The sequence below is a fragment of the Rhodobacter xanthinilyticus genome, from assembly GCF_001856665.1.
Taxonomy (GTDB): Bacteria; Pseudomonadota; Alphaproteobacteria; order Rhodobacterales; family Rhodobacteraceae; genus Rhodobacter; species Rhodobacter xanthinilyticus.
Window position 1 is genome coordinate 2,847,754 of the sequence record NZ_CP017781.1, and the last position, 19,174, is coordinate 2,866,927.

A 19,174-nucleotide genomic window follows, 5' to 3' on the forward strand; every position below is an offset into this window, starting at 1 on the left:
AGGGCGAGAGGGGGGAAGTGAGGGCCGCAGCCCTCACTCCTCGTCCTCCGCATCCAGGAGTTCCATGTTGAGGCCGAGGCCCCGGACCTCTTTGACGAGAACGTTGAACGATTCCGGCACGCCGGCCTCGAAATTGTCCTCGCCCTTGACGATCGACTCGTAGACTTTCGTCCGGCCGGCCACGTCGTCCGACTTCACCGTCAGCATCTCCTGCAGGGTATAGGCGGCGCCGTAAGCCTCGAGAGCCCAGACCTCCATTTCCCCCAGACGCTGACCGCCGAACTGCGCCTTACCGCCCAGCGGCTGCTGGGTGACGAGCGAATACGGGCCGGTCGAGCGGGCGTGCATCTTGTCGTCGACGAGGTGGTGCAGCTTGAGGAAGTACTTGACCCCAACGGTGACCTTGCGGGCGAATTTCTCGCCGGTGCGGCCGTCGAAGACCTCCGACTGGCCCGATTGGTCGAAGCCCGCGCGTTTGAGCGCGTCGTTGATGTCGGCTTCCTTGGCGCCGTCGAAGACCGGGGTCGCGATCGGCACGCCGGTGCGGACCTGTTCGGCACATTCGACGAAGCGCTCCTCCTCCATCGCGGCGAAGGCGTCCTCGTAGGTGTCGTCGCCATAGCCGTGGCGCATCGCCTCGCGTACGGGCGTCAGATCGCCCGAGCGGCGATACTCTTTCAGAGCCTCGTCGATCTGGATGCCGAGGCCGCGCGCGGCCCAGCCCATGTGGGTCTCGAGGATCTGCCCGACGTTCATCCGCGACGGCACGCCGAGCGGGTTGAGAACGAGGTCGACCGGGGTGCCGTCGGCGAGGAAGGGCATGTCCTCCATCGGAACGACTTTCGACACCACGCCCTTGTTGCCGTGACGGCCCGCCATCTTGTCGCCGGCTTGCAGCTTGCGCTTCACCGCGACGAAGACCTTGACCATCTTCATCACGCCCGGAGGCAGATCGTCGCCCTGACGGACCTTCTCGACCTTGTCCTCGAAACGCAGCTCAAGCGCGCGCTTCTGGGCGTCGAACTGGTCGTTCAGCGCTTCGACTTCCTTGGCATCGCCCTCGTTTTCGAGCGCGAGCTGCCACCACTGGCCACGCGACAGCGTGCCGAGCAGCTCCTCAGTGATCTCCGAACCGGCCTTGATGCCCTTCGGACCCTTCACCGCGACCTTGCCGAGGATCAGCGTCTTCAGACGCGCATAGATGTTGCGCTCGAGGATCGCGAGTTCGTCGTCGCGGTCACGCGCCAGACGTTCGACCTCTTCGCGCTCGATCTGCAGCGCACGCTCGTCCTTGTCGACGCCGTGACGGTTGAAGACCCGCACTTCGACGATCGTGCCATAGGCACCGGGCGGCAGACGCAGCGAGGTATCGCGCACGTCGGAGGCCTTCTCGCCGAAGATCGCGCGGAGGAGCTTTTCTTCCGGCGTCATCGGGCTTTCGCCCTTCGGGGTGATCTTGCCCACGAGGATATCGCCCGGGCCGACTTCGGCACCGATATAGACGATGCCCGCCTCGTCGAGGTTGCGCAGAGCTTCCTCGCCGACGTTCGGGATATCGCGGGTGATCTCTTCCGGCCCGAGCTTGGTATCGCGGGCGGCGACTTCATATTCCTCGATATGGATCGAGGTGAAGACGTCGTCGCGGTGGATCCGCTCGGAGATCAGGATCGAGTCTTCGTAGTTGTAGCCGTTCCAGGGCATGAAGGCCACGACCACGTTCCGGCCGAGCGCGAGCTCGCCCTGATCGGTCGACGGGCCATCGGCCACGACCTGGCCCTTGGAGACGATATCGCCCACCTTGACGATCGGACGTTGGTTGATCGTCGAGGATTGGTTCGAGCGCTTGAACTTGCGCAGACGATAGATATCGACGCCCGCATCGCCCATGCCCAGATCTTCGTTCGCGCGGATAACGATCCGGCTCGCATCGACCTGATCCACGATCCCGCCGCGCTTGGCCATGATCGCCGCGCCCGAATCGCGCGCCACGACCGCTTCCATGCCGGTGCCGACATAGGGCGCCTCGGCGCGCAGCAGCGGAACCGCCTGACGTTGCATGTTCGCACCCATCAGAGCGCGGTTGGCGTCGTCGTTTTCGAGGAAGGGAATGAGCGCCGCCCCGACCGAAACCAGCTGTTTCGGCGACACGTCGATCAGATCCACCGCTTCGGGCGGGTTGAGCATGAATTCGCCCGACTGACGGGTCGAAACCAGGTCGTTGACGAATTTGCCATCCGCATCGAGCTGCGCGTTCGCCTGAGCGACGGTGTGGCGCATCTCTTCGGTGGCCGACATGTAGACCACTTCATCGGTGACCTTGCTGTCGGTCACGCGGCGATAGGGGGTCTCGATGAAGCCGTATTTGTTCACGCGCGCGAAGGTCGCGAGCGAGTTGATCAGACCGATGTTCTGACCTTCCGGCGTTTCGATCGGGCACATCCGGCCGTAGTGGGTCGGGTGAACGTCGCGAACCTCGAAGCCCGCGCGCTCGCGGGTCAGACCGCCCGGCCCGAGCGCCGAGAGACGGCGCTTGTGGGTGACTTCCGAGAGCGGGTTGGTTTGGTCCATGAACTGCGACAGCTGCGAGGAGCCGAAGAATTCGCGCACCGCGGCCGCGGCCGGTTTCGCGTTGATCAGATCCTGCGGCATCACCGTGTCGATCTCGACCGAGGACATGCGTTCCTTGATCGCGCGTTCCATGCGCAGCAGGCCGACGCGATACTGGTTCTCCATCAGCTCGCCGACCGAGCGCACCCGGCGGTTGCCGAGGTGGTCGATGTCGTCGATCTCGCCCTTGCCGTCGCGCAGCTCCACCAGGCCCTTGATGCAGGCGATGATGTCTTCGCGGCGCAGCGTGCGCTGGGTGTCGGGCGCGTCGAGGTCGAGGCGCATGTTCATCTTCACCCGGCCGACGGCCGAGAGATCATAGCGCTCGCTATCGAAGAACAGCGTGTCGAAGAGCGTCGAGGCGGCCTCGACGGTCGGCGGCTCGCCCGGACGCATGACGCGGTAGATATCCATCAGCGCCGAGTCGCGGTTCCAGTTCTTGTCCGCGGCCATGGTGTTGCGGATGTAGGGGCCGACATTGACGTTGTCGATATCGAGCACCGGCACTTCGGTGATGCCGTTGTCGAGCAGCGTCTTGATCGAGCCGCCCGAGAGCTGGCCCTCTTTGTCGTAATCGGCGGTGAGCTCTTCGCCCGCCTCGATGTAGATATAGCCGGTGCGCTCGTTGATGATGTCGCGCGCGCAGTAGCGGCCGAGGATCTGCTCGAAGGGAACCATGAGCTCCGAGACCTTGGCCTCGTCGATCCATTTCTTCACCATCCGGGGGGTGGCTTTCTCGCCGGCCTTGAGGATCACTTCGCCGGTGGCGGCGTCGATCAGATCATAGGTCGGGCGGGTGCCGCGCACGCGCTCGGGGAAGAATTTCGTCACCCAGCCGCGCTTGCCCTCGGCGCGATAGGTCACGGTGTTGTAATAGGCGCTCATGATGCCTTCCTGGTCGAGACCAAGGGCATAGAGGAGCGTGGTCACCGGCAGTTTGCGGCGACGGTCGATGCGCGCGAAGACCAGGTCTTTCGCGTCGAATTCGAAGTCGAGCCACGAGCCGCGGTAGGGGATGATCCGGCAGGCGAACAGGAGCTTGCCCGAGGAATGGGTCTTGCCGCGGTCATGGTCGAAGAACACGCCCGGCGAGCGGTGCATCTGCGAGACGATGACCCGCTCGGTGCCGTTGACGATGAAGGTGCCGTTCGGCGTCATGAGCGGCATGTCGCCCATGAACACGTCCTGTTCCTTGATGTCCTTGACCGAGCGCGCGCCGGTGATCTCATCGACATCGAACACGATCAGACGCAGCGTCACCTTGAGCGGCGCCGAATAGGTCAGGTCGCGGCTCATGCATTCGTCGACATCGTATTTCGGCTTCTCGAGCTCGTATTTGACGAATTCGAGAATCGCGTTGTCGTTGAAATCCTTGATCGGGAACACCGATTGGAAGACGCCCTGCAGCCCCTCGCCATCGAGCGGCTTCTCAGCCTCGCCCGACCGCAGGAACAGATCGTAGGAAGCTTTCTGAACCTCGATGAGGTTCGGCATTTCAAGGACTTCGCGGATTTTGCCGTAATAGCGGCGGATACGCTTCTGACCAACGTATGCGTGAGCCATGCTCGTCGTGACCTTTCGTCTCTTCGCGGGTGCGCATCGTCGGGGCCCGGTGCGCGCCGCAGGCGAATGAAGGAGGAAGCGGCCCCATACCTGCGCATCGTCCCACCGATGCGCTCCCGAGCCGCGAACACCGCCTTGGAGAAGACTAACGGGCGTTTAGCCCTCTCCGAGACAGGTTCGGCTGGGCCCAGGATTGCCCCGGACCCAGCCCAATTTCAGAAGATAGGATGCAGGCGCATCCTGCTCGATTACTTGAGCTCGACTTTCGCGCCGGCAGCTTCGAGTTTCTTCTTGATGTCTTCGGCTTCGGCTTTCGCCGCAGCTTCTTTGACCTTGCCGCCAGCTTCCACGAGGTCCTTGGCTTCTTTCAGGCCCAGACCGGTGATCGCGCGGACTTCTTTGATCACGTTGATCTTGTTAGCGCCGGCGTCGGTCAGAACGACGTCGAATTCGGTCTTTTCTTCTTCGGCGGGCGCCGCGGCAGCAGCCGGGCCGGCCATCATGACGGCGCCACCGGCGGCCGGCTCGATGCCGTATTCATCCTTGAGGATGGTTTTCAGTTCTTGGGCTTCCAGCAGCGTCAGGTTGACGATTTGCTCAGCAAGGGCTTTAAGATCGGCCATTTTTCCGTTCCATTCTGATATAGGGTTGTTCCAACGTCAGGTCGTTCCCGACGAAGGCAATTGATTGCTTCAGGCGGCTTCCCGCTCCTCAAGAGTCTTGAGGATACCCGCGATGTTGGAAGCAGGCGCGCCAATGGCACCGGCGATGTTCGAAGCCGGAGCACCGATGCACGAGGCGATCTGAGCGATGAGCTCTTCACGCGACGGCATGGCCGCAACGACTTTGACACCAGCCGCGTCCAGAGCCTCCGTGCCCATGGACCCGCCAAGGATCGCGAACTTGTCGTTCGCTTTGGCATAATCCACCGCGACCTTGGCCGCAGCGACCGGGTCTTCGGAGAAGGCAAGGACGGTCATCCCCGTCAGAAGGCCGGCCATGCTTGCGCAGGGCTTACCCTCAAGGGCGATCTTGGCGAGCGTGTTCTTGGCAACGCGCACAGAACCACCGGCTTCGCGCATGCGCGAGCGGAGATCCTGCATCTGAGCAACCGTCATGCCTTCGTAGTGGGCAACCACCACGACGCCAGAGCTTTCGAAGATCTGGCCGAGTTCCTCGACCACTTTCTCTTTCTGGGCTCTATCCACAGTTACACTCCAAGTTTGGGGGTTTCCCCCCGGCTCTCTTTCACCCGCGGCACATGCCGCAGGCACGGGTCCAGTGATGGTCCCGAGCGATCGCCCGAGGCTAGCCTCGGAATTCGTCTCAGTTCCCATCTCAGGCAGGATATTAAGCCAGCAAGGCCGGCACCCACCGTCTCGGACAAGTCATGCGAGGCCCGCGACGAATCGCAGACAAGGCACAGGTGGTCGCTATAGGCGCTCTCGCCCGCAAAGCCAAGCCCCAATCGCCGCGCCGCCGCGCCAGGCGGCCGGGCCCGGCAGCCCCCTGCCCCGCAACGAAAAACCGCCGGGGAAATCCCCGGCGGCTCTTCAATTTTGCAAGATTACTTCGCGGTCGCCGAGGCGAGGTCGAGCGAAACGCCCGGGCCCATCGTCGAGCTCAGCGACACCTTCTTGAGGTAGGTGCCCTTCGCGCCGGTCGGCTTGGCTTTCGAAACGGCGTCCACGAAGGCGCGCACGTTTTCCGCCAGTTTGTCGTCCGAGAACGAGACCTTGCCGATGCCGCCATGGATGACGCCGGCCTTCTCGACCTTGAACTGGACTTCACCGCCCTTGGCCGCGGCGACAGCCGTCGCGACGTCCATGGTCACGGTGCCGACCTTCGGGTTCGGCATCAGGTTGCGCGGACCGAGGATCTTGCCCAGACGGCCGACGAGCGGCATCATGTCCGGGGTCGCGATGCAGCGATCGAACTCGATCTTGCCCGACTGGATGGTCTCCATCAGGTCTTCCGCACCGACGATATCGGCGCCAGCGGCCTTGGCTTCATCAGCCTTGGCGCCACGGGCGAACACCGCCACGCGCACGGTCTTGCCCGTGCCGTTCGGCAGTTGGACCACGCCACGGACCATCTGGTCCGCGTGACGCGGATCGACGCCGAGGTTCATCGCGATCTCGAGGGTCTCGTCGAATTTCGCCGAGGCAGCCGATTTGATCAGCTTGACAGCGTCTTCAACCGAGAGGTTTTCCTTGCCTTCGAAGGCGGCGCGCGCAGCGGCCGTACGTTTACCGATCTTGGCCATGGCTTACCCTTTCACCTCGATACCGATCGACTTGGCGGAGCCGAGGATGATTTGCATCGCGGCTTCGACGTCGTTCGCCGAGAGATCTTTCATTTTCGCCTGAGCGATTTCACGCACCTGCGCGACGGTCACCGAACCCGCGACTTCGCGGCCCGGCTTCGGCGAGCCCTTCGGACGGTTGCGCTTGCCAACCGGCTTCAGACCAGCGGCCTTCTTCAGGTAGTACGAAGCCGGCGAGGTCTTGGTTTCGAAGGTGAAGGACTTGTCGGCGTAGTAGGTGATAACCACCGGCACCGGCATGTCTTTTTCCATCTCCTGCGTGCGCGCGTTGAACGCCTTGCAGAATTCCATGATGTTGATGCCGCGCTGACCGAGCGCGGGGCCGACCGGCGGCGACGGGGTCGCGGAACCGGCCTTGATTTGCAGCTTGAGCTGCCCGATGACTTTCTTGGCCATGTGGCCCTCTCCTTTCACTGTCGCCCGACGGGGCGAAGTTTAGTGGTTCGGCAGGGGTCGCCTGCCTCCCACGGCTCTCACTCAGGCGGTTTTCGACACCTGGGTGAATTCCAGTTCGACCGGCGTCGGCCGGCCAAAGATCGAAACGGTGACCTTCAGGCGGCCCGACGCTTCGTCAACTTCCTCGACCATGCCCGAGAAGCCCTCAAACGGCCCGTCGGTCACGTTCACATTCTCGCCGATCTCGAAACGGATCAGGTTGCGCGGCGCCGCCGCTTCGCCCGTCTCCGAGGTCCGGTTGAGCATCTGGTTCACTTCCGAATCGCGCATCGGCATCGGACGGCCCTGCGGGCCGAGGAACCCGGTCACCCGGTTGATCGAGGTGATCGCGTGATAGCCGCGATCGGTCATGTCCATCCGCACGAGCACATAGCCCGGCATGAAGCGGCGCTCCGAGGTGACCTTCTTGCCACGACGGATCTCGATCACTTCCTCGGTGGGGACGAGCACCTCTTCGATCTCGTCCTGAAGGCCCTTCTCGTCCACGGCCTGCTTGATCTGCTCGGCGACTTTCTTCTCGAAGTTCGAGAGAACGCTCACCGAATACCAACGCTTCGCCATGCTCGCCTAGCCTTCTTGCCACCGACGCGGATCGCGCCGAAAATTTCGTTGTTTCAGGCGCTTGGCCATCTGGCCGCCCGCCTCCCGAACACAAATGAGCGCGCATCATCCGAATCGATGCGCGCCGGTTGCGGGAAAGTCCCGCCCCTTTAGCGCCGCAGCGGCCTGATTTCAAGACCGAAGAGCCCCGGGAGACAGGTGCGGCCCCGGGTCCGCCCGCCTCAGCCGATGATCGCGCCGACGCCCATCCGGATCAGCCAGTCGACCAGCGAGAAGAAGATCGCCGTCAGCGCGGCCATGACGAAGACCATCGCGGTCGTCAGCATCACCTCACGGCGCGACGGCCAGGTGATCTTGCCCACTTCCGAGCGAACCTGCTGGAGGAACTGAAGGGGGTTGGCCATGCGTCTCATCCTCATCTTGGCGGCGCGGGGCTGCCCCGCGCGACCGGGCTCAGATACAGTCTCACCGCCCCGATTTCAAGCCCGGCTTTGCCCGCAAGGGCCGCCGTGCAAGAGCATCGAAAGGGAGGGAGAACGGCTTGGCAGGGGTTGGGGGACTCGAACCCACGACCCTCGGTTTTGGAGACCGATGCTCTACCAACTGAGCTAAACCCCTAAGCCGTGGAGCGGGTGCTAAAGGAGCCGCGCGGGGAAATCAAGAGCGTTTTCGCCCGGGCCCGAAATTCTTCGCGCGCCATGAAAAAGGGCCGCCCGAAGGCGGCCCTCTCAACTCGGTAATCCCAAGGATTACTTGAGGATTTTCGAGACGACGCCGGCGCCGACGGTGCGGCCGCCTTCACGGATGGCGAAGCGCAGCTTCTCTTCCATCGCGATCGGGGCGATCAGCTCGACGGTGAACTTCAGGTTGTCGCCCGGCATCACCATCTCGGTGCCTTCCGGCAGCTTCACGGTCCCGGTCACGTCGGTCGTGCGGAAGTAGAACTGCGGACGGTAGTTCGCGAAGAACGGCGTGTGACGGCCGCCTTCTTCCTTGGTCAGGATGTAGGCCTCGGCTTCGAACTCGGTGTGCGGGGTCACCGAGCCCGGCTTCGCGAGGACCTGGCCACGCTCGACGCCGTCACGGTCAACGCCACGCAGCAGCGCGCCGATGTTGTCGCCCGCTTCGCCGCGATCGAGCAGCTTGCGGAACATTTCAACGCCCGTGCAGGTGGTTTTCTTGGTCGGACGGATCCCGATGATCTCGAGTTCGTCGCCGACGTTCACCGCGCCACGTTCCACACGGCCGGTCACCACGGTGCCGCGGCCCGAGATCGAGAACACGTCTTCGATCGGCATCAGGAACGGCTGGTCAACCGCACGCTCCGGCGTCGGGATGTACTCGTCCACCGCCGCGATCAGCGCACGGATCGAGTTCTCGCCGATCTCCGGGTCACGGCCTTCCATCGCCGCCAGAGCCGAGCCACGGACGATCGGAATATCGTCGCCGGGGTAGTCGTAGGACGACAGCAGTTCACGGATTTCCATCTCGACGAGCTCGAGCAGCTCCTCGTCATCCACCTGGTCGACCTTGTTCATGTAGACGACCATGTACGGGATGCCGACCTGACGGCCGAGCAGGATGTGCTCGCGGGTCTGCGGCATCGGGCCGTCAGCCGCGTTCACCACGAGGATCGCGCCGTCCATCTGCGCCGCGCCGGTGATCATGTTCTTCACATAGTCGGCGTGGCCGGGGCAGTCGACGTGCGCATAGTGACGCGTCGCCGATTCATATTCAACGTGCGCGGTCGAGATCGTGATCCCGCGGGCTTTCTCTTCCGGCGCGCCGTCGATCTGGTCGTAGGCCTTGAACTCACCGAAATACTTCGTGATCGCAGCCGTCAGAGTCGTTTTGCCGTGGTCAACGTGGCCGATCGTGCCGATGTTGACGTGCGGTTTCGTCCGTTCAAACTTTGCCTTTGCCATATCGCGGGCGCCTCTGGTTCGGGGGCCGGAATTGGCCCGTGTCAATATCGCGGGCTACCTATTGCCAGAACGAGGAAAAATCAAGCCCGGTTCGTCAAATCCGACGTGCGGAAACGCCGCCGCCTCGCCCCTGCGCCCCGCGCCCGGGCCCGCGGGGGCAAGCGCGCGCGATTTTCCCCGCGCGCGGTGCGGCCGGGGCGCTATAGTCGGACCGAAGCGACCCAAGGAGAGCCCTCGATGTCGATGATGAAAACCCTCGTGAAAGTGGCGATCGGCGTGGCCGTGGCCAAAGGCATGTCCTCGATGACCGGCGCCGCGACCTCCGCCCCGCGCCGCAGCGCCCCGCGCAAGTCCACCGGCCTTGAAGACATGATGGGCGCGATTCTCGGCGGATCGGGCGGCGCGCGGCAAAGCGCCGGCGGCATCGGCGATCTCTTGAGCGAACTGGGCGGCGCCGGCACCGCCCGGCGCACCACCACCCGCCGCACCCGCACCGATGAGAACGCGCTCGGCGGGCTTCTGACCCAGCTCGGCGCAGGCGCCGCGGCGGGCGGGCTCGGCGGGCTGCTCGGCGGCATGCTCGGCGCAGGCGCGGGCGGCCTCGGCGCAAGCCTGAACTCCGCCTTCGCCAACAAGGGCGAGCCCGACACGCCCCCCTCGCCCGCCGCGGACGCCACCGCCGCGCTCCTCCTCAAGGCAATGATCCAGGCCGCGAAATCCGATGGCCAGATCGACGCGCAGGAACAGGAAAAGCTGATGGCCCACCTCGGCGAGGTGAGCGAAGCCGAACGCGCCTTCGTCGCCCGCGAACTCGAGGCGCCCGTCGATGTCGAGGCCCTCGCCCGCGCCGTGCCCGAGGGGCTCGAACCCCAAGTCTACACGATGTCGGCAATGGCGATCGAACTCGACGAACAATCCGAGGCCCAATACCTGCACAGCCTCGCCGAAGCGCTCGGCCTCGCCCCCGCCGAGGTCAACGCGATCCATGAAAAGATCGGGGCCCCGGCGCTTTACGCCTGAGGCCCCTTCATCTTGCCAAAAATATCCTGGGGGTGCGGGGGCAAAGCCCCTGCCCTTCCGCTCAGGTGAACTTGTTGTCCCGCGGGAAGCCGCGCGGCGCCATCCGCCCCGCCGTCGCCCGCTTGGCCAGCCATTCGGAGAGATCGGCCTCGCTCCGCGTGCGCCCCGCCGGATCCTTCCAGCTCAACCCCTCGGCCAGCCGGAAGGTGATCGCATCGACGAGCCCACCATCCTTATACTTTTGCAACCGCACGCCCTTGCCCCGCGCCATCTCCGGCAGCTCCTCGAGCGGGAAGACCAAAAGCTTGCGGTTCTCGCCCACGCAGGCGACATGATCCCCCGCCACCGGCGCACAGACCTGCCACCGCGCGCCCTCGCGCAGGTTCAGAACCTGCTTGCCCGCCCGCGTCTGCGCCACCAGCTCCTCGGCCGGCACGACAAACCCGTCGCCATCCGAGGACACGACGAGGAATTTCTCGCCCGCCTTCGGCACCATCAGATGGGTGATCTCGGCCTCATTGGGCAGATCGACCATCAGCCGCAGGGGCTCGCCCATGCCGCGCCCGCCGGGCAGGTTGGCGCCGAGCACCGTATAAGCCCGCCCGTTCGACGCCAGCGCCACGATCCGGTCGATCGTCTCGGCATGGAGCACGAACCCCGGCCCGTCTCCGTCCTTGAACTTCACCTCGGCGTCGAGCGCCTGATGGCCCTTCATCGCCCGGATCCAGCCCATCTTCGACAGGATCACGGTGATCGGCTCGCGCTCGATCATCGCCTCGATCGGCACCTCCTCGACCTCGGCCGCATCGGCAAACGAGGTCCGCCGCGCGCCGCCGGGCGCGGCCTTGCCGAACTGCTTGCGGATCTCCTTCAGCTCGGTCGTGATCCGGCCCCATTGCGCTTTCTCCGAGGCGAGAAGCCCCTCGAGATCGGCCCGCTCGGCGAGCAGCCCGTCGCGCTCGGCGCGCAGCTCCATCTCCTCGAGCCGGCGCAGGCTGCGCAGGCGCATGTTGAGGATCGCCTCGGCCTGCACCTCGTTGAGGAACACCCGATCGCCATCCACCACCGCCCAGTTTTCCGCCATCAGCGCGGGCTTGGGCTCATCCTCGGTGCGGATGATCTCGATCACCCGGTCGAGGTTGAGATAGGCGATGATATAGCCACCCAAGACCTCGAGCCGATGCGCGATCTTCTCCAGCCGATGTCCCGCGCGCCGGCACAGAACCTCGCGCCGGTGGTCGAGGAAGGCGCGCAGCACCTCCTTGAGCGAGCACACTTTCGGCACCTTGCCGTCGATCAGCACGTTCATGTTGAGCGAGAATCGCACCTCGAGATCGGAGTTGCGGAACAACATCCCCATCAGCATCTCGGGCTCGATCGTGCGCGCCCGCGGCTCGAGCACGATCCGCACATCATCGGCCGATTCGTCGCGCACATCGGCGAGCGCAGGCACCTTCTTGGTCTGAATGAGCTCCGCCAGCCGCTCGATCAGCTTCGATTTCTGCACCTGATAGGGGATCTCGGTGACCACGATCTGCCAGTTGCCGCGGCCCAGATCCTCACGCTCCCACCGCGCGCGCAGCCGGAACGCGCCGCGCCCCGTGCGATAGCTCTCGCGGATCGACTCGCGCGGCTCGACGATCACGCCGCCGGTCGGGAAATCCGGCCCCGGTATCAGATCGACAAGCGCATCCTCGGCGATCTCGGGGGCCTTGATCATCGCGAGACACCCCTCGACCAGCTCGTCGAGGTTATGCGGCGGGATATTCGTCGCCATGCCGACCGCGATGCCGCTCGCGCCATTGGCCAAGAGGTTCGGGAAGGCCGCCGGCAGAACCACCGGCTCCTCGAGCGTGCCATCGTAATTGGGCCGGAAATCGACCGCGTTTTCCGCCAGCCCATCGAGCAGCGCCTCGGAGGGATGCGCGAGCCGCGCCTCGGTATAACGCGAGGCCGCCGGGCCATCGCCGTCGATATTGCCGTAATTCCCCTGCCCGTCGACGAGCGGATAGCGCATCGCGAAATCCTGCGCGAGCCGCGCCATCGCGTCATAGATCGCCGCATCGCCATGGGGGTGATAGTTGCCCATCACATCGCCCGAAATCTTCGCGGATTTGCGGAAGCCCCCGGTCGGCGAGAGCTTCAGCTCGCGCATCGCGAAGAGGATCCGCCGGTGCACGGGCTTGAGCCCGTCGCGCGCATCAGGCAGCGCGCGGTGCATGATCGTCGAGAGCGCATAGGTCAGATAGCGCTCGCCGATCGCGCGGCTGAGGGGCTCCGAAGAGGTGGAGGGGTGCGGGACATCGTCATCTTGGCTCATGCGCCCGGTGTAATTCGCCCCCGCGCCCCGGTCCAGCCGCAAAGCTGCGCCGCGGCGGGCAAAATACGCGCCGGGTGGGAACCAATCGCGAAGTTTCACATTCCCTTGAGGAAGCCGGATCGGAAATAGGGTATCATGGACCTGTTTGGTGAGTCCGAGTGGTTTGGGGGTGTGTCATGCTGAAAATGTCTTTGCTTACGCTGGTTGGTCTTTATGCGATCCTCGCGGTCGCGGGGCGCGAGGCGCCCGGCCCGGCGCCGGTCGCGGTGCCCGAGGCGGCCAGCGCGCAGATCGAACGCCCCGCGCCGGTGGCGGCGGTGACGCCCGCGGCGCTGATCGAAACGCCGGACGCCGCCGCGCGCCCGGCCGCGCTGATCGTGGCGCAGCCCGCCGCGGTGCGGATGCCCGGCCCCGCGCTGCGCCCCGCGCCCGAATATCGCCGCCCCGAACCGCTCGCCGCCGCCCCTGCCGGCGCCGCGCTCTACCGGGTGATCGCGACGCGGCTCAACGTGCGCGCCACCCCCGGCGGCGCGGTGCTCGATCAGGTCACCGCCGGCGAAGAGGTGCTCGTCACCGCCGCGCAAGGCGCCTGGATGAAGATCCGCATCGAGGGCGATGGCGTCGAGGGCTGGGTCTCGGGCAAACTCCTCGCCCCCGCGCGCTGAGAAACCCGCCGCTTGCATCGGCGCGCGCCCGCCCCTATCCCCTTGGGGCGGACACGAAGGGGGCGCGCATGGCCAAGACGATCCTGATCACCGGCTGTTCCTCGGGCATCGGTTATGACGCGGCGCATGGGCTGGCAAAAGCCGGCTGGAAGGTCTTTGCGACCTGCCGGCGCGAGGAAGATTGCGCACGGCTGCGCGCCGAGGGGCTGACCTCCTTCGTGCTCGACGTGGCCGACCCGAGCTCGATCGAGGCGGGGTTCAACGAGGCGCTGGCCCGCGGCCGCGGCCGGCTCGACGCGCTCTACAACAACGCCGCCTTCGCCTGCCCCGGCGCCGTCGAAGACCTGCCCGCGGGCGCGCTGCGCGAGATCTTCGAGACCAACCTGTTCGGCCTGCATGACCTCACCACCCGCGCGATCAAGGTCATGCGCGCCCAGGGCTCGGGCCGGATCTTGCAATGTTCCTCGGTGCTTGGCCTCGTCGGCATCCGCTGGCGCGGCGCCTATGTCGCGACGAAATTCGCCCTCGAAGGGCTCACCGACGTGCTGCGCCTCGAGATGCGCGACACGCCGGTGCGGATCATCACCATCAACCCGGGCCCGATCCCCTCGAAGATCCGCGTCAACTCGATCCCGCATTTCGAGCGCTGGATCGACTGGCGCGCCTCGGCCCGGCGCGCGCAATACGAGAGCTCGCTGCTCAAACGCCTCTATGAGCCCTCGGGCAAGAAAGACGCCTTCGAGCTGCCGCCTGCGGCGGTGACGGCGGCGATTTTGCGCGCGCTCGAGGCGGAAAACCCGAAATCGCACTATTATGTCACCGGCGCCACGCATCTGGCCTCGTGGATCCGCCGCCTCGCGCCGCCCCGGCTGCGTGATTGGCTGCTGGCCAAAGGCTAACAACATCTAGGGGAAGAGATGGTCGTTCTAAACAAGATCTACACAAAAACCGGCGATGCGGGCGAGACCGCGCTCGTCAATGGCGCACGGGTGAGCAAGGCCTGCCCGCGGGTGCAGGCCTATGGCACGGTCGATGAGCTGAACTCGGTGCTGGGCATGGCGCGGCTCCATGCGACGGACGAAACCGCGGCGGCGCTGGCGCGGATCCAGAACGATCTCTTCGATCTCGGCGCCGATCTGGCGCGCCCCGAGATGGCCAAGGACGCCGAGGCGGGCTACCCGGTGCTGCGGGTGATCGCGACCCAGGTCGAGCGGCTCGAGACCGAGATCGACGCGATGGTGGCGCGGCTCGAACCCTTGCGCAGCTTCATCCTGCCCGGCGGCAGCGCGCTCGCCGCGAACCTGCACCTCGCCCGCACGGTCGCGCGCCGCGCCGAGCGCGAGGCGGTGGCGCTCGCCGCCGAGGGCGACGCCAACCCGCTCGCGGTGAAATATCTCAACCGCCTCTCGGATTGGTTCTTCTGCGCCGCGCGCATCGCCAATGACGACGGCCGCGCCGATATCCTCTGGGTGCCGGGCGCAAACCGCTGACATGACCCGGGCGGAATTTGGGGAACCTTTTCCGCCCGTGCGCGTTCACTCTCCGAAAGCGGACCCCCGCCAGCCCAGGAGACAGCCATGAAAACCAAGCTCGCCCTCATCCTCCTCCCCGCCACGCTCGCGCTCGGCGCCTGCATGCAAACCCAGGCCGACCGCACCATGGTCGGCGCCACCGCCACCGGCGCGGCCGCGGGCGCGCTGCTCAACGACAATGACCCGGCCAAGGGCGCGCTGATCGGCGGCGCGGTGGGCGCCGCGGCCGGCATGCTGATCAACAACACCAAGAACGATCAGGGCCAGTGCCAGTATCAGGACGCCTACGGCAACCGCTACTGGGCCGCGTGCTGAGCCCCACCGCAAGATCTCGATCCCCCGAGCCAGCCCGCCGCACCCCGGCGGGCTTTCTCATGCCCTGCGGAAATTTGCGCATCTCGGAGTCATTTTTGCGATTCCGCCCCGCGACGTGACGTAGCGACACGCCAAAGCGACGATTTTAGGCTGTCCCTTCGCCAAACGCTCTTGTAACAAAATTGCCGAGAACAAGTCGGGCCGCCCCCGGGCGGCGGAATCAACGGTAGGGAGTGCGTGCCCATGAAGGTCCTGGTGCCTGTGAAGCGCGTGATCGACTATAACGTGAAGGTTCGCGTGAAAGCGGATGGCACGGGCGTCGATCTCGCCAACGTCAAGATGTCGATGAACCCCTTTGACGAGATTGCCGTCGAAGAGGCGATCCGCCTGAAGGAGAAGGGCGTCGTGAGCGAGATCGTGGTGGTCTCGATCGGCGTCAAGCAGGCGCAGGAAACGCTGCGCACGGCGCTGGCGATGGGTGCGGACCGGGCGATCCTGGTGACCGCGGCCGAGGATGTGCACACCGATATCGAGCCGCTCGCGGTCGCGAAGATCCTCGCGAAAGTGGTGGCCGAGGAGGCCCCGGGCCTCGTCATCGCCGGCAAGCAGGCGATCGACAACGACATGAACGCGACGGGCCAGATGCTCGCGGCGCTCTTGGGCTGGAGCCAGGCGAGCTTCGCCTCGGAAGTGGCGATCGAGGGCGACAAGGCCCGCGTCACCCGTGAGGTCGACGGCGGTCTGCAAACCATCGAGGTCAAGCTCCCGGCGATCATCACCGCCGACCTGCGCCTCAACGAGCCGCGCTATGCCTCGCTGCCCAACATCATGAAAGCGAAGAAAAAACCGCTCGATGAGAAGACCGCCGCCGATTATGGCGTCGATGTCACCCCGCGCCTGACGGTCGTCAAGACCTCGGAGCCGGCGGGCCGCTCGGCGGGCATCAAGGTGGGTTCGGTCGACGAACTCGTGGCGAAACTGAAAGACGCGGGGGTGATCTGATGTCGGTTCTTCTGATTGCGGAAGTGAATGGCCTCGACGCGACGGCGAAAGCGCTGACCGCGGCCAAGAAGCTCGGCCCGGTGACGGTTCTGGTCGCGGGTTCGGGTGTCGATGCGGCCCCCTTCGCCGCGCTCGAGGGCGTGGCGAAAGTGCTCAAAGCCGATGACGCGGCCTATGGCCACGGCCTCGCCGAGCCGATGGCGGATCTGATCGTCTCGCTCGCCGCGGGCGTGACCCATATCGTCGCGCCGGCCACCGCCGAGGCCAAGAACGTGCTGCCGCGCGTGGCCGCGATGCTCGACGTGATGGTGCTCTCCGATGTGATCGGCGTGGTCGATGCCGACACGTTCGAGCGCCCGATCTACGCCGGCAACGCGATCCAGACGGTGAAATCCGCAGATCCGGTCAAGGTGATGACCGTGCGCACCACCGCCTTCGAGGCGGCGGGCACCGGCGGCGCGGCGGCGATCGAAGCGGCGGCTGCGGCCGGCGACAAGGGCCTCAGCTCTTGGGTCGAAGACAAGGTCGCGGCCTCGGATCGCCCGGAGCTGACCTCGGCCAAGATCGTCGTCTCGGGCGGCCGTGGCGTGGGCTCGGAAGAGAGCTTCGCGATCATCACCGCGCTCGCCGACAAGCTCGGCGCGGCGGTCGGCGCGAGCCGCGCGGCGGTCGACAGCGGCTTTGCACCCAACGACTGGCAGGTCGGCCAGACCGGCAAGGTCGTGGCCCCCGAGCTCTACATCGCCTGCGGCATCTCCGGCGCGATCCAGCACCTCGCCGGCATGAAGGACAGCAAGATCATCGTCGCGATCAACAAGGACGAAGAAGCCCCGATCTTCCAGGTCGCCGACTTCGGCCTCGTGGCGGATCTCTTCCAGGCCGTCCCGGAAATGACCGCCAAGGTCTGAGCCGGCCCCGAAAAACGAAAGCCCCGCCAAGCGATTGGCGGGGCTTTTGCCTGTCTCGAACCCGGTTCAGAGCAGCTTCGAGACGACCGGGGCCAGCGCCTCGGCAACTTCATGATGGACCATCGGCCCGGGCATGGTGCCCGCCACCGGCTCCTCCATCGGCGCGAAATGCATCCCCACCGTGCCGGCGGACCGCGCCAGCATCGAGGGCTCGACCCGCACCACCTGATCGGCGAGCGGCGCGATCTTTTCCACCATCGCCGAGGTCACCAGAACCGGCTCCGCACCGAGCGGATCGCCCTGCAACGGGTCGCGATAATCGCCGAGCCAGAGCAACACCTTCGGCCCGTCCATCCGCTCGAGCAGCGCCCGCATCCGCGCGACCCAGGCCGATTGCAGCTCCGCCACCACCGCCTCGAACCGCTCCGGCGCGCGGCTCATCAGCGCCTGCAGCAGGTGCCGCGTGAAGTTGAACTCGGTGAAATCGATCTCCGAGAACACCGAGCGCATCAGGTTCGAGGCGCGCAGGAACCGATCGTTGCGGCGCGGGTGCACGGCGTAAAACCGGTTCGACATGTTGCACGCGCCGAGAAGCTGGATGATGCTCAGCTGCGGCGGATGCTTGGGCTGCGTCAGTTGCAGCTCGTTGAGAAACACATCGACCCCGGCATTCTGATAGCCGAAATTGACCACCGGCAGCCCGAGCCGCCCCTCGAGCAGGATCGGCCAGGGCTCGGCCACGAACCTGCCATAGGTCTCATTGCCGCCAAGCGCCGCGCAATGCGGCACGCTCAGATCGCGGCGCGGACCGCGAAACAGCAGTTTCGATTTCCCGTAGCGGCACGGAAAATACTCTAGGGCGCCAGCGCCCGGATATTCGAAGGCCATTATCCCACCTCATTTTTCGACTCACCCACAGGCAGGATGGCGAAGAACTCTTGCCAAAGAGCTAAAGTGAAAATGCGAAACAGACTGGTAAGCAGGATGCGGGGTTTTGGCTTGCATGCTGCAGCGCAGCAAGAGTATGGTTAGCGCGCAACAAAACATGGGGCGAAGATGAGTATTCAATCGGTTGGGATCGTTGGCGCAGGCCAGATGGGCAACGGCATCGCGCATGTCTTCGCCCTCGCGGGCTATGACGTGCTGCTCAACGACATCGCGCAGGAAAGCCTCGACAAGGCCGTCGCGACCGTCACCAAGAACCTCGATCGGCAGGTGCAGCGCGAGAAGATCTCCGAGGCCGGGAAGGATGCCGCCCTCGCCCGGATCAAGACCACGATGGCGCTGCCCGAGCTCGGCCAGTGCGATCTGATCATCGAAGCCGCCACCGAACGCGAAGCGGTCAAGGACAAGATCTTCGAGGCGCTCCTGCCGCATCTCAAGCCCACCACGATCCTCGCGAGCAACACCTCGTCGATCTCGATCACCCGGCTCGCGTCGAAAACCGACCGCCCCGAGCGCTTCATGGGCGTGCACTTCATGAACCCGGTGCCGGTGATGAAACTCGTCGAGCTGATCCGCGGGATCGCGACCGATGACGAGACCTATCAGACCATGCTCGGCGTGGTGAAATCGCTCAACAAGACCGCGGCCTCGGCCGAGGACTTCCCCGCCTTCATCGTGAACCGGATCCTGGTGCCGATGATCAACGAGGCGGTCTACACGCTTTACGAAGGCGTCGGCAATGTCGAGTCGATCGACATGGCGATGAAACTCGGCGCGAACCACCCGATGGGCCCGCTGGAACTGGGCGACTTCATCGGCCTCGATACCTGCCTTGCGATCATGCATGTGCTGCACGACGGGCTGGCGGACACCAAATATCGCCCCTGCCCGCTTCTGACGAAATATGTCGAGGCCGGCTGGCTGGGCCGCAAATCGGGCCGTGGCTTCTACGATTACCGGGGCGAAAAGCCGGTTCCGACCCGCTGAGGCCGCCAAAACTCAAGAAACGCGCGGGGGCTCCTCGCGCGT

At 65.2% G+C, this 19,174-nt stretch carries 18 protein-coding genes and 1 tRNA gene; 8 read left to right on the top strand and 11 right to left on the bottom strand.

Annotated features, from left to right (window positions below; genetic code table 11):
• Positions 1-33: 33 nt before the first annotated feature.
• The 9 genes from rpoB to tuf all read right to left on the bottom strand — a co-directional run bounded on the left by rpoB (position 34) and on the right by tuf (position 9,438).
• Positions 34-4,170 carry a DNA-directed RNA polymerase subunit beta gene (rpoB, locus tag LPB142_RS13925; RefSeq protein WP_071166718.1) on the bottom strand — a complete coding sequence of 1,379 codons (4,137 nt, stop codon included), beginning with the start codon at positions 4,168-4,170 and terminating at the stop codon, positions 34-36.
• 248 nt (positions 4,171-4,418) lie between these two features.
• Positions 4,419-4,793, bottom strand: coding sequence for a 50S ribosomal protein L7/L12 (gene rplL, locus LPB142_RS13930; protein ID WP_068768097.1), 375 nt, complete (start codon positions 4,791-4,793; stop codon positions 4,419-4,421).
• Positions 4,794-4,862: 69 nt separating this feature from the next.
• Positions 4,863-5,378, bottom strand: coding sequence for a 50S ribosomal protein L10 (gene rplJ / locus LPB142_RS13935; protein ID WP_068768096.1), 516 nt, complete (start codon positions 5,376-5,378; stop codon positions 4,863-4,865).
• Positions 5,379-5,737: 359 nt separating this feature from the next.
• A complete protein-coding gene (rplA, locus tag LPB142_RS13940) occupies positions 5,738-6,436 on the bottom strand; it encodes a 50S ribosomal protein L1 (RefSeq protein ID WP_068768095.1) in 699 nt (232 codons plus the stop codon).
• Positions 6,437-6,439: 3 nt separating this feature from the next.
• Positions 6,440-6,892: a 50S ribosomal protein L11 gene (gene rplK, locus LPB142_RS13945; protein ID WP_068768094.1), complete on the bottom strand. Its 453-nt coding sequence runs from the start codon at positions 6,890-6,892 to the stop codon at positions 6,440-6,442.
• A gap of 81 nt (positions 6,893-6,973) precedes the next feature.
• Positions 6,974-7,513 carry a transcription termination/antitermination protein NusG gene (gene nusG, locus LPB142_RS13950; RefSeq protein ID WP_068768093.1) on the bottom strand — a complete coding sequence of 180 codons (540 nt, stop codon included), beginning with the start codon at positions 7,511-7,513 and terminating at the stop codon, positions 6,974-6,976.
• 221 nt (positions 7,514-7,734) lie between these two features.
• Positions 7,735-7,917: a preprotein translocase subunit SecE gene (gene secE, locus LPB142_RS13955; protein ID WP_071166719.1), complete on the bottom strand. Its 183-nt coding sequence runs from the start codon at positions 7,915-7,917 to the stop codon at positions 7,735-7,737.
• Between the two features lie 138 nt (positions 7,918-8,055).
• A tRNA-Trp gene (locus LPB142_RS13960) sits at positions 8,056-8,131 on the bottom strand.
• A 131-nt stretch (positions 8,132-8,262) separates the two neighbouring features.
• A complete protein-coding gene (tuf, locus tag LPB142_RS13965) occupies positions 8,263-9,438 on the bottom strand; it encodes an elongation factor Tu (protein ID WP_071166712.1) in 1,176 nt (391 codons plus the stop codon).
• A 237-nt stretch (positions 9,439-9,675) separates the two neighbouring features.
• Here tuf and LPB142_RS13970 point away from each other — a divergent pair, with 237 nt between their 5' ends.
• Positions 9,676-10,458 (top strand): tellurite resistance TerB family protein, encoded by a 783-nt coding sequence (locus LPB142_RS13970; RefSeq protein ID WP_071166720.1) that lies wholly within the window; start codon positions 9,676-9,678, stop codon positions 10,456-10,458.
• A gap of 61 nt (positions 10,459-10,519) precedes the next feature.
• On the opposite strand, the gene parC is transcribed toward LPB142_RS13970, so the two are convergent.
• Positions 10,520-12,778, bottom strand: a complete 2,259-nt coding sequence (parC, locus tag LPB142_RS13975) for a DNA topoisomerase IV subunit A (RefSeq protein ID WP_071167264.1) — start codon at positions 12,776-12,778, stop codon at positions 10,520-10,522.
• Positions 12,779-12,954: 176 nt separating this feature from the next.
• Between parC and LPB142_RS13980 the strand changes: the two genes are divergently transcribed.
• The 6 genes from LPB142_RS13980 (at position 12,955) to LPB142_RS14005 (ending at position 17,200) form a co-directional block, all read left to right on the top strand.
• On the top strand, positions 12,955-13,443 hold the full coding sequence (locus LPB142_RS13980; protein ID WP_071166721.1) for an SH3 domain-containing protein: 489 nt from the start codon (positions 12,955-12,957) through the stop codon (positions 13,441-13,443).
• Positions 13,444-13,511: 68 nt separating this feature from the next.
• Positions 13,512-14,342 (top strand): SDR family NAD(P)-dependent oxidoreductase, encoded by an 831-nt coding sequence (locus LPB142_RS13985; protein WP_068765295.1) that lies wholly within the window; start codon positions 13,512-13,514, stop codon positions 14,340-14,342.
• A gap of 18 nt (positions 14,343-14,360) precedes the next feature.
• On the top strand, positions 14,361-14,933 hold the full coding sequence (locus LPB142_RS13990) for a cob(I)yrinic acid a,c-diamide adenosyltransferase (RefSeq protein ID WP_071166722.1): 573 nt from the start codon (positions 14,361-14,363) through the stop codon (positions 14,931-14,933).
• An 87-nt stretch (positions 14,934-15,020) separates the two neighbouring features.
• Positions 15,021-15,290, top strand: coding sequence for a YMGG-like glycine zipper-containing protein (locus LPB142_RS13995; RefSeq protein WP_068765297.1), 270 nt, complete (start codon positions 15,021-15,023; stop codon positions 15,288-15,290).
• Positions 15,291-15,533: 243 nt separating this feature from the next.
• Positions 15,534-16,292: an electron transfer flavoprotein subunit beta/FixA family protein gene (locus LPB142_RS14000; protein ID WP_068765298.1), complete on the top strand. Its 759-nt coding sequence runs from the start codon at positions 15,534-15,536 to the stop codon at positions 16,290-16,292.
• Complete coding sequence (locus tag LPB142_RS14005) at positions 16,292-17,200, top strand: electron transfer flavoprotein subunit alpha/FixB family protein (protein WP_068765299.1); 909 nt, start codon at positions 16,292-16,294, stop codon at positions 17,198-17,200. Before LPB142_RS14000 ends, LPB142_RS14005 begins: the two co-directional genes overlap by 1 nt.
• A 66-nt stretch (positions 17,201-17,266) precedes the next feature.
• Here LPB142_RS14005 and LPB142_RS14010 read toward each other — a convergent pair whose 3' ends face one another.
• Positions 17,267-18,088 (bottom strand): DUF6473 family protein, encoded by an 822-nt coding sequence (locus LPB142_RS14010; protein ID WP_068765300.1) that lies wholly within the window; start codon positions 18,086-18,088, stop codon positions 17,267-17,269.
• Between the two features lie 168 nt (positions 18,089-18,256).
• On the opposite strand from LPB142_RS14010, the gene LPB142_RS14015 reads away from it, so the two are divergent.
• Entirely contained in the window at positions 18,257-19,132 is an 876-nt protein-coding gene (locus LPB142_RS14015) for a 3-hydroxybutyryl-CoA dehydrogenase (protein WP_071166723.1), read from the top strand.
• The last annotated feature ends 42 nt before the right edge of the window (positions 19,133-19,174 follow it).